Origin of the sequence: Streptomyces sp. P1-3 (assembly GCF_050613155.1) — a bacterium.
GTDB lineage: Bacteria > Actinomycetota > Actinomycetes > Streptomycetales > Streptomycetaceae > Streptomyces.
The window spans coordinates 1367281-1384319 of the sequence record NZ_CP192512.1 but is presented as its reverse complement, the minus strand read 5'-3'; the positions used below and the strand labels follow the sequence as shown (position 1 = coordinate 1384319).

The 17039-nt window shown below is 70.0% G+C and carries 11 protein-coding genes and 1 pseudogene; 10 read left to right on the top strand and 2 right to left on the bottom strand.

Features of this window, described 5'->3' with window-relative positions:
• Positions 1-31: 31 nt before the first annotated feature.
• A complete protein-coding gene (locus ACQUSR_RS06020; protein WP_431041495.1) occupies positions 32-943 on the bottom strand; it encodes a hypothetical protein in 912 nt (303 codons plus the stop codon).
• Between the two features lie 662 nt (positions 944-1605).
• On the opposite strand from ACQUSR_RS06020, the gene ACQUSR_RS06015 reads away from it, so the two are divergent.
• Positions 1606-2184 carry a recombinase family protein gene (locus ACQUSR_RS06015; protein WP_431041494.1) on the top strand — a complete coding sequence of 193 codons (579 nt, stop codon included), beginning with the start codon at positions 1606-1608 and terminating at the stop codon, positions 2182-2184.
• Between the two features lie 388 nt (positions 2185-2572).
• On the top strand, positions 2573-3808 hold the full coding sequence (locus ACQUSR_RS06010; RefSeq protein WP_431041493.1) for a helix-turn-helix domain-containing protein: 1236 nt from the start codon (positions 2573-2575) through the stop codon (positions 3806-3808).
• Positions 3809-4659: 851 nt separating this feature from the next.
• On the opposite strand, the pseudogene ACQUSR_RS06005 reads toward ACQUSR_RS06010, so the two are convergent.
• Positions 4660-4875 (bottom strand): annotated as a pseudogene (locus tag ACQUSR_RS06005) (Rv2578c family radical SAM protein); the annotation flags it as partial.
• Between the two features lie 151 nt (positions 4876-5026).
• On the opposite strand from ACQUSR_RS06005, the gene ACQUSR_RS06000 reads away from it, so the two are divergent.
• The 8 genes from ACQUSR_RS06000 to ACQUSR_RS05965 all read left to right on the top strand — a co-directional run bounded on the left by ACQUSR_RS06000 (position 5027) and on the right by ACQUSR_RS05965 (position 17035).
• Positions 5027-5470, top strand: a complete 444-nt coding sequence (locus tag ACQUSR_RS06000; RefSeq protein WP_431041492.1) for an SRPBCC family protein — start codon at positions 5027-5029, stop codon at positions 5468-5470.
• A 156-nt stretch (positions 5471-5626) separates the two neighbouring features.
• Positions 5627-8335 carry an MFS transporter gene (locus tag ACQUSR_RS05995; RefSeq protein WP_431041491.1) on the top strand — a complete coding sequence of 903 codons (2709 nt, stop codon included), beginning with the start codon at positions 5627-5629 and terminating at the stop codon, positions 8333-8335.
• Positions 8336-8511: 176 nt separating this feature from the next.
• Positions 8512-9189 (top strand): hypothetical protein, encoded by a 678-nt coding sequence (locus ACQUSR_RS05990; RefSeq protein ID WP_431041490.1) that lies wholly within the window; start codon positions 8512-8514, stop codon positions 9187-9189.
• Positions 9186-10679, top strand: coding sequence for a flavin-containing monooxygenase (locus ACQUSR_RS05985; protein ID WP_431041489.1), 1494 nt, complete (start codon positions 9186-9188; stop codon positions 10677-10679). Before ACQUSR_RS05990 ends, ACQUSR_RS05985 begins: the two co-directional genes overlap by 4 nt.
• A 123-nt stretch (positions 10680-10802) precedes the next feature.
• Entirely contained in the window at positions 10803-13367 is a 2565-nt protein-coding gene (locus tag ACQUSR_RS05980) for an ATP-dependent Clp protease ATP-binding subunit (RefSeq protein WP_431041488.1), read from the top strand.
• Between the two features lie 295 nt (positions 13368-13662).
• Positions 13663-14790, top strand: coding sequence for an acyltransferase family protein (locus ACQUSR_RS05975; protein WP_431041487.1), 1128 nt, complete (start codon positions 13663-13665; stop codon positions 14788-14790).
• Between the two features lie 84 nt (positions 14791-14874).
• A complete protein-coding gene (locus tag ACQUSR_RS05970; RefSeq protein WP_431041486.1) occupies positions 14875-15708 on the top strand; it encodes a M55 family metallopeptidase in 834 nt (277 codons plus the stop codon).
• Positions 15701-17035 (top strand): M20/M25/M40 family metallo-hydrolase, encoded by a 1335-nt coding sequence (locus ACQUSR_RS05965; RefSeq protein WP_431041485.1) that lies wholly within the window; start codon positions 15701-15703, stop codon positions 17033-17035. Before ACQUSR_RS05970 ends, ACQUSR_RS05965 begins: the two co-directional genes overlap by 8 nt.
• The last annotated feature ends 4 nt before the right edge of the window (positions 17036-17039 follow it).

The window sequence follows — 17039 nt, the reverse complement described above, 5'->3', positions numbered from 1 at the left end:
CTCTTGACGACAATGCAGACGGCGCTGCCTGTCAAATCTTGTCCAGTCGATAACGGTTCTCCGCGCCGATTGGCCAGGGAACATCCAGGCCATTCCCGGATATCCTCACTGACTGCTCGCGATCAGTGTATGGTTCAACCGCCTGCGATAGATGGTCCCACGAATGCTCGCCCCAGGGGTCGGGAAGAAACACCACACGGCGGTCGATAACGACAGCTACGGACATCAATCCTTCCGGCCGCTCGATAATTGTTATCTTTCTGCCACCGGCAGGTTGGTCCGGCAAATTCCCGGTGAGAGACTGAAAAGTTGCCGGGTCGGGATCCTTAAGTTGGTCTCGGACCGGCGATAGCGTCGACTGAAATACGTACCCCCACCCCAGTGCTATGAATGCGGCGAGATACGCCGACCGAATCCACGACACATTGGCGCGTGCAGGATCGTACTCTTCTCGTATTATGAATTTGGCAGACGAAAAGTCCCCGCTCTCGCGTGCTCGTTGCAGCGCTTCTGCATGAGCGTCAGCATTTTCCGGATGCGTTCCAGTCGCCCGAGCTACCCACCTGCCATTCACAAAAGACACCACGCAGGGCATCTCGATGCCATTAACTATAAACGTCGCCCTCAAATTCCGTCTCGGATCTTCTCCCCTGCCTACAGCCTCCATCGCCTGACGTTTTATTGCTTGAGCGTCAAATTTGCTGCCATGGGTGCTGTTGCAGTCGCTACATGTGAGCAGCAGACCATGCCCCCTTAGCCTCTTAGGCGGAACGTGCTCAACGGTCAGGATTCTTGGTTTTGCGGCTAGGGCTTCGCGTGGGTACGCAATCATGCAGCAGGGGCACATGTAGAAGTCGCCAGGTGGGATTTCGCCGCCGAATCCTTCAATGGTCTGGCGGAGTAGTGGCGCTCCTTCATCGAACCATCGCTCGCGTTTTCCCATAAGTCCAGTATGCGCCTGCCGATCGGAGGTACCCTCATGCCCCGAAAGCCCCGCCCCCCGTGCTCTGTCCCCGGGTGCCCCGAGTTGACCACGGGTGGACGCTGTCCGAAGCATGCGAGGGAAGCTGAGCAGCAGCGCGGGGCGACCACGGCCAAGGGATACGGGACCAGGTGGCAGCGCATCCGTCGGCGGTACGTGTACGCGCATCCCTGGTGTGTGCTGTGCGGGTCTGCGTCGACGGTGGCTGACCACTTTCCGGAGTCGCACCGCGCGCTGGTGGCTCGGGGTGTGTCAGATTCTGACGCGTGGTCTCGGCTCCGTCTGCTGTGCACGTCGTGCCACAACCGCGAGACGGCGCTGCGGCAGCCGGGTGGTTGGGCTGCTGAGCGGGTGAAGCCTCACCGCTGGTGACCCCGACCAGGGGGTGACCCCCAACCTCGCCGGAGATTGAACGGCAGGGAGGGAAAACTCTCGCATGGTCAGTTGGGGTAATTCTGTGGGCAGTTGCTGTGAGTGATCGCCGGTGGGGCGTCTATCAAACGATGGTTTCTGAGACACCCCCCGCCGACTGTCCGAGTCGGCCCCGAGGTGCGCCCAAAACCCGTCTCAAAACACGCCGGAAACCCCTAGTGTTCTGAGACGGGTTCTGAGACGATTGGTGCATGGCGACGAACACCGGAACCCTCATCGGCTACAAGCGAGTTAGCACCAACGCGCAGGACGCGCAGCTCCAGGCAGACGCACTGAGCGATGCGGGTTGCTCACGCGTCTTCGAGGACAAGGCGTCGGGCAAGAACGCCGACCGGGCCGGGCTCATGGCGGCGCTGGACTACATGCGCGAGGGGGACACGCTCTGCGTGTGGAAGCTGGATCGCCTCGGGCGCTCCACGAAGGACGTGCTCACGATCGCTGAGGACCTGCACGCGCGGGGGATCAGTCTGCGGATTCTGACGGGGACGCTGGCCGGTAGCTACTCCCCTAAGGGTGAGGGCAAGTTCTTCTTCACGATGATGGTTGCCTTTGCTGAGCTTGAGCGAGACATGATCGTGGAGCGGACCCGCGCGGGTCTGGATGCTGCCAAGGCGCAGGGTCGTACGGGCGGACGGCCGACCGTGATGGACGGTGACAAGCTCGCTGCTGCCAAGGCACGCCGGGCCAAGGGTGAGAGCGTCACGGCCATTGCCAAGGCGCTCAAGGTGTCCCGTGCGACGCTGTACCGGGCACTGAGCGACGCCGAATAGCCTGGCCTGACCGGAGAGACCGTCTGCCCGTAGTGGTGGACGGCCTTTCTCATGTCCGGACCGTGGGGTAGCCGTGATCAAAGTTCAGGCGACAGACCCGCTGGCGACCCCGGCTCAAGCCCGAAGCGTGCACGCTGGGTGCGATCACGTTTTTCGGTGACGCTGGCAAGCTGACCAGCGAAGACGCGACGGGCGGCACCGGAGAACGACCCCGTGAAGGGGTGGGGATGTGCCCAGTTGCAGCCCGAGCGGCACCGCACAGGTATGGCAGTCAGTACGGGGTTTCATGGTCGCTCGCGTTCGCCGATGTCGTTGATTCCCCCGTGTCCGTGGCCACTTGCCGGGCGTACGCTGATCCGAGGGCTTCATACCTTGTCAGGAGTGCGCCATGGCGATTGATGACCTGCCTGAAGAGCTGACGACCGGCGAGCGTATCCGCGTGCTACGGGAACGACGGGGGCTCTCTCGCCCCGTGCTGGCCGGATTGGTCGGCAGGTCCTCCGATTGGCTCAAGAAGATCGAGAATGGTGACCGGAGCCTTACGTCGATCACACACCTTGTGCGACTGGCCAACGCGTTGCGTGTGCCGGATGTCGCGACGCTGACAGGGGGAGACCTGAGCATCCCCGCCGAAGCGGTCGGCAAGCTGTCGCACGGGGCCGTACCGGCCATCAGGGCGGCGCTGCACGGCGTCTCGTTCGGTGGTACGCCCACCGTGGGCGCCACGTCCCCCGAGGCGCTGAAAGGCCGCGTGGAGGGCGCGTGGCGGCTCTGGCACGGCAGCACCCATCAGCGAACGGAAGTGGGTGCACTGCTGCCCGACTTGGTCCGTGATGCTCACGCGTGCATCCGTGCGCACCAGGGGGCGGAGCGCCGTAACGCTCATGCCGCTACCGCTGACCTGTACCGGCTCGTTCAGCGCCTCTTGGCACACATCAGCGAGCCGGAGCTGTACTGGCTGGCGCTGGACCGTGGCAGGGCGCACAGCGAGGAAGCCGACAACCCTGTGTCGCTCGCGCTGGCGGCCTGGTCCACGGCGATCGGGCAGCGCGCGGCCGGGTTCGGGGAAGACGCCGTTCAGACCGACGAAGCGGGTATGTCGCTGCTCCGTGACCAGCTTGAGGATGGGGCGGCGGAAGTCCTCGGCGCCTATGGCGCGCTGAACCTGCAAGCGGCCGTCTCGTGCGGTCTGGACGGACGTACCGGCGACGCTGAGCGGTACCTCAATGAGGCTGACCGTACGGCGCAGCGCCTCCCCGCTGGCTACACGCACACCCCCTCGGCATTCGACGCGTCCAACGTCGCGATTCACGGCGTCAGCGTCGGCGTTGGGCTGTTGACGCCTGGTGAGGCGCTGCGGCGGGCTGAGGCGATCTCTCCCGAAGATGTCGGCTCTTTGGAGCGCCGTTCACGCCTGCTGCTGGACATCGCCGCTGGCCACCAGCAGAAGCGAGAGACAGCGGCAGCACTGCACTACCTCAACCACGCTCACCGCGTGACCCCGGAAGGTATCCGCTACGTGCCGTTCGCGCGCTCCCTTGCCGCTCAGTTGGCTCGTACGGCGTCGGGGCCGTTGAAGGGTGAGGCCGTCGCGCTGGCGGAAGCTGTCGGCGTGGCTGCGTAGTCCCCCGGAAGGGTGGGGGGACACTCTGTCCCCTTCGCCAACTTCATTGCCCCCTACGGTCCTTCGACCCACTGTCGAGACCGAGGGGGCGCATTATGCGCAGCGTTGCGCGGTTACTGCCATGGCGGTCGCCAGATGGAAAGCCGTGCTACCTGAGCGAGGGAGACGGAGACGGGTATCTGTCCCGGCTTGCTGATGAGCTGGAAGCCGTGCAACTGCGGGTTGGCGCTGAGCTGCTGGAGCACGCCCGCGCGGCCGTGAACGACCCCAAAGCGTCTGCATCGGAACTGCGGTTCGTGGTCGCCAGGCTGTCCGAGTGCCTGACTGATGCGCTGAGGGTCGCTGAGAGCCGGGGTGCACGGTTGTCCGTGCCTGCTGATGCAGCCCAGGAAGCCGACGGCTCTGCTGGCGGGGCGCGTGCCTGATGCGAGTGGCAAGCGCGTGGTCCCGGCTACTCGACGCGATCGAAGACGGCTGGTGCCGCCACGTGAGGTATCGCCGCCTGTACCGGCATCTGGACGCGCTGCGGGACCTGCACCGGAGACGGCACAGCCATTGACCTACTGCGGTTACTGCATCGGATGGCGTGAGGTCTGGTGCCCCGATTGCGGCGGCTTCCTTGAGGGATGCAAGACGTGCGACTTCACTCGCAAGGTGCCGTGCATCCAGTGCGCGGGCGGAACCCGAGAGAAGTGGCTGCCCCGCTAAGCCCCCCGCTACTGGTCGACCCAGCGCCCCGGCACTGACGGTCCCGGTAGCCGGGTGACGGAACCCCGTTCGTCTGTGTCCCCCGGCAGATGAACGGGGTTCTTCGCTCCTCAGCGGGTCCGTTGTGAGACGCTGCACTACGGGCAGGCGTGGGTGCAGCCGCGGTACGGGTTCACCGTCCACTCGAAGGGCATCCGGGACGCTCCGGGCACCTTGTTCACGATCGACTTCGCGCGGATCTCGTGGAAGGTGATCCCGCGGAACTCGGGGGTGTCGAACGTACGGGTGACGACCTCGTCGGTGCCGAAGAGGGCGGGGGCGGCGGCGGTGCCGTCCGGGGTCAGGTTGTCCCAGCGCATGGCACACCTCCTGGTCTCTCTGTACGAGAGAGAATAGAACATACGTTCCCACGTGTCCCGTCAACCCTGGATTTGGGCGGTCGCCCGTCAGGTGGTTGGCTTGCCGCGAGGCGAATACGCCACAGGCAGACGCGTGCAGGAGGAACAGCACATGGGCCAGGTCGAGGCCACCACGGAGCGGATCGTCACGGGCAAGCCCGAGGACGTGTTCGATGCCCTCGCCGACTACAGCGACACCCGCGCCAAGCTGCTGACGGAGCACTTCAGCGAGTACGACGTGCGCGAGGGCGGCGACGGCGAGGGCACGCTGGTGCACTGGAAGCTCCAGGCCACCAGCAAGCGGGTCCGCGACTGCCTGCTGGAGGTCGCCGAACCGACCGACGGGCAGCTGGTCGAGAAGGACCGCAACTCCTCGATGGTCACCACCTGGACGGTCACCCCCGCGGGCGAGGGGCGGTCGCGGGTGACGGTCACCACGACGTGGACCGGTGCGGGCGGCATCGGCGGATTCTTCGAGAGGACCTTCGCGCCCAAGGGGCTTGGCCGGATCTACGACGCGGTGCTCGCCAACCTGGCGGCCGAAGTGGAGAAGTGATCGTCAGCCGGGACTCCCGGCAGACTCACCGGTTCGAGTGGTTTTCCCGGCGGCTCAGTGGTTCGCCGTAGCCGCTCCGACCGGCCAGAAAGCGGTTTGTGTCCTTCTCTTCTATAAATCGTCGCGCTTGCTCGTTGTTGTCGCGTAATGCGAGAAATGGGCGGCGGCGCAGGCGCGACGATAGGGGAGAGGCACGTGGGTGGGACCACCTTGGTGAACGGCGGCGGGAGTCCAGCCGCGCCCACAGAGGGCCCGGAGGTCCCTGAGGCCCCAGGGGCTTCGGGGGAGGGTGGCGCGACCGGCCTCATCGGGGGCCAGGGCCGCATCGTCTACGACGTGAGGTACGGCCACGAGCCCGGCGAGCCGAACGACGGCCGGACCGCGGTCGAGCCGGACGCTGCTGCCGCCGGGCCCGATGCCCATGCCGCAGCGCCGCCGGCACCGCTCAGCCCCGCCCGGGTCCGGGTGATCTTCGTCGGCCTGATGCTGACGCTGACGCTCGCCGCCCTCGACCAGACCATCGTCGCCACCGCACTCCCCGAGGTCGTCGGAGATCTGCGCGGTCTGGGCAAGATGTCCTGGATCGTCACCGCCTACCTCCTCGCCACCACCGTCGTCCTGCCCATCTACGGCAAGGCGGGCGACCTCCTCGGCCGCAAGAGCGTCTTCCTCTTCGCGCTCGTCGTCTTCGCCGCCGGATCCGCGTTCGCGGGCTGGGCCCGGACCATGGACCAGTTGATCGTCGCGCGGGCCATCCAGGGCGCGGGCGGCGGCGGGCTCATGATCGGCATCCAGGCGATCACGGCCGACATCGTGCCGCCCCGTCGGCGCGGCCCCTTCATGGGCCTGATGACCGGCGTCTACGGCCTCGCCTCCATCGCAGGACCGCTGCTCGGCGGCTTCTTCACCGACCACGCCTCCTGGCGCTGGTGCTTCTACATCAACCTCCCCATCGCGCTGGCCACCTTCCTCGTCATCGCCCTCGGCCTCAAACTGCCCAGGCCCGTCCGCCGGCCCCGCTTCGACGTCCTCGGCGCGGTGCTGCTGACCGCCGCCTCCATCTGCCTGGTGCTGCTGAGCAGTTGGGGCGGCACCGAGTACGAATGGAAGTCCCGCGTCATCCTCGGGCTGGCGGCGGGCGCGCTCGGCGCGATCCTGCTCTTCGTCCTCGTGGAGCACTTCGTCTCTGAACCGGTCATCCCCCTGCGGCTGTTCCGCGACTCGATCTTCAACGTCACGGGCGTCATCGGCGCGCTGACCGGCGTCGCGCTCTTCGGCGCCGGCAGCTATCTGCCCACCTTCCTGCAAATGGTCGACGGCGTCAGCGCCACCGAGTCCGGGCTGCTGATGCTGCCGATGATGGGCGGCCTCGTCGTGGCGTCCTGCGTCTCCGGAGTGCTGATCAGCCGTACCGGCCGCTACCGGATCTGGCCCATCGCGGGCTGCGCGGCCTCCGCCGCGGGCATGTGGCTGCTCTCCCGGCTGGACGAGGACGCCTCCCGACTGGAGTACAGCCTGGCGATGGGCGTCCTCGGGCTCGGCGTCGGCCTGGTCATGCCCGTCCTCACCCTCGCCGTGCAGAACTCCGCGGACCCCGCCGACCTCGGCGCCGCCACCAGCGCCAGCAACTACTTCCGGCAGATCGGCGGCAGCATGGGCGCCGCGGTCTTCGGCACCCTGCTCGCCCAGCGCCTCGCCGACCGGCTGGCGGCCGAACTCCCCGCCGACGAACGGCTGCCCGACCCCGAGTCGATCACCCCGGAGATGGTGCACGCCCTGCCCCCGGAGCTGCGCGACGGCTACATCACCGCCTACGCCGACGCCATGCCGCGGATCTTCCTCTACCTCGTGCCGGTGCTCGTCCTGGGCTTCCTGCTCGCCTTCCTCCTCAAGGAGAAACCGTTGGTGTCCACCACCGAACCCTCCCCCGAACTCCGTCCGGGAGGTGCCCCCACGGCCGACCAGGGCGTACCGAGCGCCCGCTTCTCCGCCGCGACCGCCACCGTCGCCGCCCCCGTGAACCCGGCCGCCGCCACCGCGCCCGTCGCCGCTCCCGCGACCGCCACCGCCGCCGGGCCCATGGCCGGACCCGCCTCCGGCTATGTCGCGGGCGTCCCGGTCTGCGGCACAGTGCAGCACCACGACGGCAGCACCGTGCCGCGCGCCGCGCTCACCCTCATCGATGTGGGCGGGCGGCAGATCGGGCGCGGCGCGAGCGGCGAGGACGGCCGCTACGCGCTGGCCACCCCCGGCGCCGGTTCGTACGTCCTCATCGCGGCCGCGGGCGGACACCAGCCGCAGGCCGTCACCGTCACCGTCGGCGACCGGCCCGTGGAACTCGACGTGGTCCTCGGCGGCGCCGGGCGGCTCGCCGGAACCGTGCACACCGCCGACGGCACCCCCGTACGGGACGCCATGGTGACCCTCACCGACGTCCGCGGCGAGGTCGTGGCCTCCACCCGCAGCGGCCGCGAAGGCGCTTACGTCATCAGCGAGTTGGTGGCCGGGGAGTACACCCTCGCCTCCAGCGCCCCCGCCTTCCGGCCCGCCGCCCTGCCGGTGACCGTCCAGGCCGCCCGCGAGACCCGGCAGGACATCGAACTGGCCGGCGGCGCGGTGCTGCGCGGGGTCGTGACCGCCACGGGCGGGCGGCTGGTGGAGGACGCGCGGGTCACGCTGCTGGACGCCGCGGGCAACGTGGTCGACACGGTGACCACCGGCTCCGACGGCGCGTTCCGCTTCATCGACCTGTCGGCGGGCGAGTACACCGTGATCGCGGCGGGCTACCCGCCGGTGGCGACCGTGCTCCAGGTGGCGGGCGGGGGCCGTACGGAGCGGGATCTCCAACTCGGCTACGAGGACTAGGGCGTGGCCGCGGGGCCCGCTCTCCGGGGGGAGGGGGACACCGCGGCGGGACGGGGCGCGCGGGTGTGCGCGGGGGCGTGCCACCAGTTCGGGTAATGCCTCCCGCGGCGCCTCGTCGCCCCCGTACGGTGTCATTTGATGCCGCAGATCGTCGCGTGCGAAGGAGCCTTCCCCTCATGCCGGTGTCCGGACGGATTCCGCTTGCTGTCGTCGCCGTGGGCACGGACGGGCTGGTGACGCATTGGAGCAGCGGCGCCGGAAGACTCTTCGGGACGAGTCGTGAGGCGGCCGTTGGGGCACCGGCCGCCGATCTGATGCCGGTCTCGGGAGCCCTGCGCGGTCTCGGCTCCAACTGCCTCGACCCGGACGCCTGCCTGCCCGGTGAGACGCGTTGCCCCACCTCGGGCCGTGCCCGGATGAGCGATCGCGCGGACGGCCCGGTCGACGTGCTGTGGTGGGCGTATCCGCTGGTCGGCCCGGGGACCGGAGGGCTGCTGGTGCTCGCGGCCGACGCGGCCTGGATCGAGCCGGACGGCGACGGTCCCGACCGGGCGCGGTTCTCGCCCGCCTTCGCACCGCACACCGAGCTCCCCGACGCCGAACAACTCGCCGAGCGGCTGCCCGGCGTCCTCCCCGGCATGGGGCCCGCCGCGGCCGGGCGGATCGTCGAGCAGGTGCTCGAACTCGGCTGTCCCGTCGTGGAGATCAGCGGGCACGACCGGGTGCCGGTGACTCCGGACTGCGGCGTGCCGCGGCACCGGGAGCGGCCGGCTCCGCGGCGCCCGGCGGACGGGGCGGCGCGGGGCGCACTCGACGCGGACCCGCTCGGAGACGCTCGCGGTGGCCGTCCATGACGGCGTCCCGATCGGCGGCCACACCCCGCATAGCCGTCGTCGGCGCGGGCTTCGGCGGCCTGTGCGCGGCCATCCGGCTGCGCCAGGCCGGCATCACTACGTTCACCGTCTTCGAGAAGGCGGCGGAGGTCGGCGGCGTCTGGCGCGACAACACCTATCCCGGCGCCGCCTGCGACGTTCCCTCGCATCTGTACGAGTTCTCGTTCGCGCCCAATCCGCGCTGGTCCCGCCGGTTCGCCGGGCAGCGGGAGATCCACGCGTACCAGCGGGACTGCGTCGAACGCTTCGGGCTGCGCGAGCACCTGCGGTTGGATACGGAGATCGCGGCGGCGGACTTCGCCGACGGGGTCTGGACGCTCACCACGACCGACGGAGCGGTCCATCGGGCCGAGGTCCTGATCACCGCGACCGGCCAGCTGTCCCGGCCGGCGATCCCGCCTCTCCCCGGCCGGGAGTCCTTCGCGGGTCCGCAGTTCCACTCCGCGGCCTGGCGGCACGACGCCGAGCTGGCCGGGAAGCGGATCGCGGTGCTCGGCACCGGCGCGAGCGCCGTGCAGTTCGTCCCCGAGATCGCCAGGACCGCGGCGTCGGTGACGGTGTTCCAGCTCGACCCGCCGCACGTCCTGCCCAAGCCGGACTATCGGTACCCGAAGGCGGTCACCCGGCTGCTCACCCGGGTCCCCGCCCTCCAGCGGCTCAGCCGCTGGGCCACCTACTGGACGCTGGAGTCCCGGGCGCTCGGCCTCACTCGGTTCCCGGCGCTCGCCGCGCCGTACGCGCTGCGCGTCAGACGCCACCTCGGGAGAAGGGTCGGCGACCCGGGGCTGCGCGCGCGGATCACCCCGACCAGTCCGCTCGGCTGCGCCCGGGTGCTGCTGTCCGACGACTGGTATCCCGCGCTCGACCGGCCGAACGTGCGCGTGGTGGACGACCGCGTCACCGAGGTCACCCCGACCGGGCTCGTCACCGAGGACGGCACGACCCGCCCGTTCGACGTCCTGATCTACGGCACCGGCTTCCACGCCGGCGGCTTCCTGGCACCGATGAGGATCACCGGCCGGGACGGGCGCGATCTGCACGAGACCTGGCGGCACGGCGCCGAGGCCTATCTCGGGCTCACCGTGCACGGATTCCCGAACCTGTTCATGCTGTACGGGCCCAACACCAACCTCGGCCACAGCTCGATCATCTTCATGCTCGAAAGCCAGATGGCCTACGTCATGCAGGCCGTCGCGGTGCTCGGCCGGGGCCGGACCCGGTGGCTGGAGGTGCGCGCCGACGTGCAGGACGCCTTCAACGACGAGGTGCGGCGGCGCATCCGGGCCACGGTCTGGGATCGCGGCTGCATGAGCTGGTACAAGAACGCGGCGGGCAGGAACACCAACAACTGGCCCGGCTTCACCTTCGCCTACCGGCGCCGGACCCGCCGTCTGGACCTCGCCGACTTCCACCGCGAACCGGCGGGTAGCGGCCCGGCGCCCGAGCCGTAGGTGTAACCGAGATCGGCCGGGGCACTCGGCTCGGGAAGACCACCTCTATCAGCGCTGTGTGTCCCGGCCAGGGCAGCCGGACTTCGGGCCCGCTCGGGGGTCAGGACACCGGATCGGACACGTATGAGCAGCGGGTCAATGGGTCCGAAGGGCTCCGGCCGGGATCCGATCGAGGAGTTCCTCTCACGTTTCTTCGGCGGCACGACGGGAGTGCCCGGCGGGCCGCGGTCCGGGCCCCGGCAGATCGACATCGGCCGCCTGATGAGCGAGCCCACCCGGCAGCTGATCGCGGGCGCCGCCGCGTACGCGGCCGAGCACGGCAGCACCGATCTGGAAACCGAGCACCTGCTCAGGGCGGCGCTCACCACCGAGCCGACCCGGAGCCTGGTGGCGCGTTCCGGTGCCGATCCCGACACGCTGGTCACGGAGATCGACCGTACGGTCGGTGACGGGCCGCCGCAGTCCGCGATATCCGTCACCCCGGCGGTCAAGCGCGCCCTGCTCGCCGCCCACGAGCTGGCACAGGCCAACGGGGTCTCCTACATCGGCCCGGAACACGTGCTCAGGGCGCTCGCAGCCAACCCCGACTCGGCCGCGGGCCGGATCCTCACCGCGGCCCACTTCGACCCGGCCGCGGCCGCGAAGCCGAAGAGCCCGCCGCCCGCCGGGGCCGAGCAGCGGCCCGCCCCGAGCGAGACGCCGCTGCTCGACAAGTACGGCCGCGACCTGACCGACATGGCCCGGGCCGGCCAGATCGACCCGGTGATCGGGCGCGAGCTGCAGATCGAGCAGACCGTCGAGGTGCTCTCCCGCCGGGGCAAGAACAACCCGGTGCTCATCGGCGACGCCGGCGTCGGCAAGACCGCCATCGTCGAGGGGCTCGCCCAGCGGATCGCCACGGGTGACGTGCCCGTCACGCTCGTCGACCGCCGGGTCATCGCGCTGGACCTGTCCGGCGTCGTCGCCGGCACCCGCTACCGCGGCGACTTCGAGCAGCGGATGAACGGCATCATCGAGGAGATCCGCACCCACACCGACCAGCTCGTGATCTTCATCGACGAGCTGCACACGGTCGTCGGGGCGGGCGGCGGCTCCGAGGGCGGGGCGATGGACGCGAGCAACCTGCTCAAGCCCGCGCTGGCCCGCGGCGAGGTGCACGTCATCGGCGCCACCACCATGGAGGAGTACCGCCGGTACATCGAGAAGGACGCGGCCCTCGCCCGCCGCTTCCAGTCGGTCCTCGTACCCGAGCCCGCCCCCGCGGACGCGCTGGAGATCCTGCGCGGGCTCCAGGACCGCTACGAGGCGCACCACCAGGTGCGGTACACCGGCCAGGCGCTGCTGGCCGCCGTGGAGCTGTCCGACCGCTACATCACCGACCGGTTCCTGCCCGACAAGGCCATCGACCTGATGGACCAGGCCGGAGCGCGGGTACGGCTGCGGGCCAAGGCCCCGGCCACCGACGTACGGGCCATGGAACGCGAGCTCGAACAGCTGCACCGGGACAAGGACCAGGCGGTCGCCAGCGAGCAGTACGAGCACGCCACCGAGCTGCGGGACCGGATCAACGAACTCGACGAGCGGATCCGGGCCGGGCACGGAACGCAGACCGGTGACGGGCTGGTCATCGAGGTCACCGCCGAGGACATCGCCGAGGTGGTCTCCCGGCAGACCGGCATCCCGGCCAGCAGCCTGACCCAGGAGGAGAAGGACCGCCTCCTCGGTCTGGAGGAGCACCTCCACCGGCGGGTCATCGGCCAGGACGAGGCGGTCACCGTCGTCGCGGACGCGGTGCTGCGCTCCCGGGCCGGTCTCGCCGACCCCAGCCGGCCGATCGGCAGCTTCCTGTTCCTCGGACCCACCGGGGTGGGCAAGACCGAGCTGGCGCGCGCCCTCGCCGAAGCGCTGTTCGGCAGCGATGAGCGCATGGTGCGACTCGACATGAGCGAGTACCAGGAGCGGCACACCGTCAGCAGGCTGGTGGGGTCCCCGCCCGGCTACGTCGGCCACGAGGACGCCGGGCAGCTCACCGAGGCCGTGCGCCGCCACCCGTACTCGCTGGTGCTGCTGGACGAGGTGGAGAAGGGCCACCCGGACGTCTTCAACCTGCTGCTCCAGGTGCTGGACGACGGGCGGCTGACCGACGCCCAGGGCCGTACGGTCGACTTCAAGAACACCGTCATCGTGATGACGAGCAACCTCGGCTCGGAGGCGGTCGGCGGCCGCGGCGTCCTCGGCTTCGGCGCCGAGGGCGGCGAGGCGGACGAGACGGCCGCGCGGGATCGGGCGCTGCGCCCGCTGCGTGAGCACTTCCGGCCCGAGTTCCTCAACCGCATCGACGAGATCGTCATCTTCCGGCGGCTCGCCGACGAGCAGCTGCACCAGATCACCGACCTGCTGCTGGACGAGACCCGCCGCCGGCTGCGGGCGCAGGACATCGGCGTCGCCTTCGCGCCGGAGGCCGTTGACTGGCTCGTCCACCGCGGCCACCAGCCCGAGTACGGGGCGAGGCCGCTGCGCCGCACCATCCAGCGCGAGGTCGACAACCCGCTCTCCAAGATGGTGCTCGAGGGCCGGCTCGCCGGCGGCCAGCGGGTGCGGGTCGCGGTGGCGGACGACCAGCTGGTGTTCCGCGCGGAGCGGGCGGAGACGACGGGCGCGGCCGGCACCATCGACGCCAGACCCTGATTATCGCCACGCCATTGGCCGCCATAAGGACCTCAGATGGCGGACCGGGCCGCCCGGTTCCCTTTATTGCGGAGTTTTTATCCGTTTTTTCGGCGAAGCAATGCGATGAGGGCTCCGGCGGCCCCTGTCTCGGCGGATTCGGCTTTCGTATGTCAGCATGCACCGGAAATGATTCCACGCGCGGAGGAATCATCCGGTGAGGAGGAGACGACATATGCGATTCGCCGGACGAGGCGATCTCGATGGCGGGGCGGCACTCCGGCGGTCGGCACCAAGACTCTATGTTCTGGACCTGTTGCGTCTCCTCGCGGCCGTCATGGTCGTGATGTACCACTACGTCGCCCTGTACGGCGGCTGGGACCAGGACCCCCGAACGATCTTCCCCAGCCTGCACCAGGGGCTGCAGTACGCCTGGCTGGGCGTCGAGCTGTTCTTCCTGATCAGCGGGTTCGTCATCTGCATGAGCACCTGGGGGAGGACGCTGGGCGACTTCGTGGTGTCCCGGATCTCCCGCATCTACCCCGCCTACTGGGTCGCGGTGCTGCTGACCGCGACGGTCGTCTCGCTGTGGCCGCAGGTGCGGACCGTGGCCGGCTGGGACGAGGTGCTCACCAACCTCACCATGCTCCAGCAGGGCCTCGGCGTGTCCGATGTCGACGGCGTCTACTGGACGCTCTTCATCGAGCTCAAGTTCTACGCGCTGTTCGCGATCGTGGTGGCCACCGGGGTCACTTACCGTAAGTGCGTGGTGTTCTGCGGTATTTGGACGGCGGCGGCGGTCATCGCGCCGACGGCGGACAACAAACTGCTCGACATGTGGGCCATGCCACTGTTCGCCCCATATTTCGTCGCCGGTATCGCGTTCTATCTGATGCACCGGTACCGGCCGAACGCGCTGCTATGGGCGCTGGTGCTCGTCTCCCTGCTGCTGGCCGAGCACCACGTGGGCAAGCGGATCGCCGACAACCTCACCGACACCGAGGACCCGATCCCGTTCTGGCCGGCACGGCTGGCGATCGCCGTGATGTTCGCGATCATGGCGGGCGTCGCCCTGGGCGCGTTCGACCGGGTGCGGTGGCGCTGGCTCGCCACGGCGGGCGCCCTGACCTACCCGCTGTACCTGGTGCACCAGTACATCGGGCTGACGCTGATCCACTGGCTGCAGGGCCGCATGCCCGCGCCGGCGCTGGTGCTCGCGGTGCTCGCGGTGATGCTGGTGGCCGCGTGGGTGCTGCACCGGTGCGTCGAGCGCCCCCTGGGCCGGGCGCTGCGGCGGGCGCTGCAACGGGGCCTGGAGGACATGCGCCGCCAATCGGCCGCGGACGCGGCGGACGCGCCCGGGCGTCCGGCCCACGACGCGGACAGGCAGCGGGAGGCGCCGGCAGCGCCAACGCACGTACTGACAGGGCCAACACGACGCTGAACCTCCCTTCTCCACGCACGGCGCGGGTCATCATGGGCATAGTCATGTCGACACGATCTGCCGGCCCGGGGAGCGGAGGAACCCGTGAAGATCCTCATCAGCGCGGACATGGAGGGCGCCACGGGGGTGACCTGGCCGGCGGACGTGCTGCCCGGCACGCCGCAGTGGGAGCGCTGCCGCAGGCTGTTCACCTCGGATGTGAGTGCCGCGGTCACCGGGTTCCTCGACGGCGGAGCCGACGAGGTGCTCGTCAACGAGGCGCACTGGGACATGCGCAACCTGCTGCTGGAGGAGCTGGACGAGCGGGCGCGGATGCTCACCGGCCGGCACAAGAGCCTGAGCATGGTCGAGGGCGTGCAGCACGGTGACGTGGACGGCGTCGCGTTCGTCGGCTACCACACCGGCGCGGGCACCGAGGGCGTCCTGGCCCATACCTACCTCGCCAACTCCATCACCGGTGTGTGGGTCGGCGGCGTCCGCGCGAGCGAGGGCCTGCTGAACTCGCTGGTCGTCGCGGAGTACGGGGTGCCGGTGGTGCTCGTGACCGGCGACGACCGGACCTGCCAGGACGCGCGGGCGTACGCGCCGGACGCCCGCCTCGTCGCCGTCAAGGACTACGTCTCGCGGTACGCCGCCGTGTGCCGCACCCCCGCCGCCACGGCGGCCGCGATCCGGTCCGCGGCGAAGGAGGCGGCGGCGTTCGCGGTGCGGCACGAGCCGGTGCGGGGCGGCCCCTTCGCCATCGAGTTGGAGTTCGACGCCGAGCATCTGGCCGGGGCGGCGACCGTCGTGCCCGGGGTGGAGCGCAGCGGCGAGCGGCGTGTGGCGTACACCTCGCCGACCATGTACGAGGGGATCCGCTGCTTCAAGGCGGTCACCACCATCGTCTCCGCCGCGGTGGAGGAGCAGTATGGCTGACCGGTACGACGCCGTGGACGCGACCGCGCTGGACGAGGTGGTGCGGTTCACCTCCGAGCTGATCCGTATCGACACCACCAACCGGGGCAGCGGGGACTGCCGCGAGCGGCCCGCCGCCGAGTACGTCGCCGAGCAGCTCGGCGAGGCGGACATCGCCCCCACGCTGCTGGAGTGCGAGCCGGGCCGGACCAATGTGGTGGCCCGTATCGAGGGCACCGAGCCCGGCGCCGACGCGCTGCTGCTCCACGGCCATCTGGACGTGGTGCCCGCCGAGCCCGCCGACTGGGCCGTGCACCCGTTCTCCGGGGAGATCCGCGACGGCGTGGTGTGGGGCCGCGGCGCGATCGACATGAAGAACATGGACGCGATGATCCTCGCCGTCGTCCGGGCCTGGGCCCGGGCCGGGGTGCGGCCCCGCCGGGACATCGTGCTGGCCTTCACCGCCGACGAGGAGGACAGCGCCCGGATCGGCTCCGGCTTCCTCGCCGACCGGCACGCCGACCTGTTCGAGGGCTGCACCGAGGGCGTCGGCGAGACCGGGGCCTTCACCTTCCACGCCGGACCCGGCCGCCGCCTCTACCCGATCGCCGCGGGCGAGCGCGGCACGGCCTGGCTGCGGCTCACCGCGCGCGGCACCGCGGGCCACGGCTCCAAGGCCAACCCCGACAACGCGGTCACCCGGCTGGCCTCCGCCGTCGCCCGGATCGGGGCACACCGCTGGCCCGTGCGGCTGACGTCGACGGTGCGGGCCGCGCTGACCGAGCTCGCCGCGCTGGACGGCGTGGCCGCCGACCTCGACGCGCCCGGCTTCGACGTCGACGAGCTGCTGGCCAAGCTCGGGCGGGCCGCCGCCCTGGTCGAGCCGACCGTCCGCAACAGCGCCAACCCCACGGTCCTGGAGGCCGGGTACAAGATCAACGTGATCCCCGGCAGCGCCACCGCCTACGTCGACGGACGGATGCTGCCCGGCGGCGAGGAGGAGTTCCGGACCACCATGGACCGGCTCACCGGCCCCGACGTCGACTGGGAGTTCCACCACCGGACGACGGCCCTTCAGGCCCCGGTGGACTCCCCGACGTACGCGGCGATGCGCGCGGCCGTCGAAGCCTTCGACCCGGGCGGCCATGTCGTGCCGTACTGCATGTCGGGCGGCACCGACGCCAAGCAGTTCTCCCGGCTCGGCATCGCCGGATACGGCTTCTCCCCCCTCAAGCTCCCCGAGGGCTTCGACTACGCGGCGCTCTTCCACGGTGTGGACGAGCGCGTGCCCGTCGACGCCCTGCACTTCGGCGTCCGCGTCCTCGACCACTTCCTTCAGGAGGCATGAACCC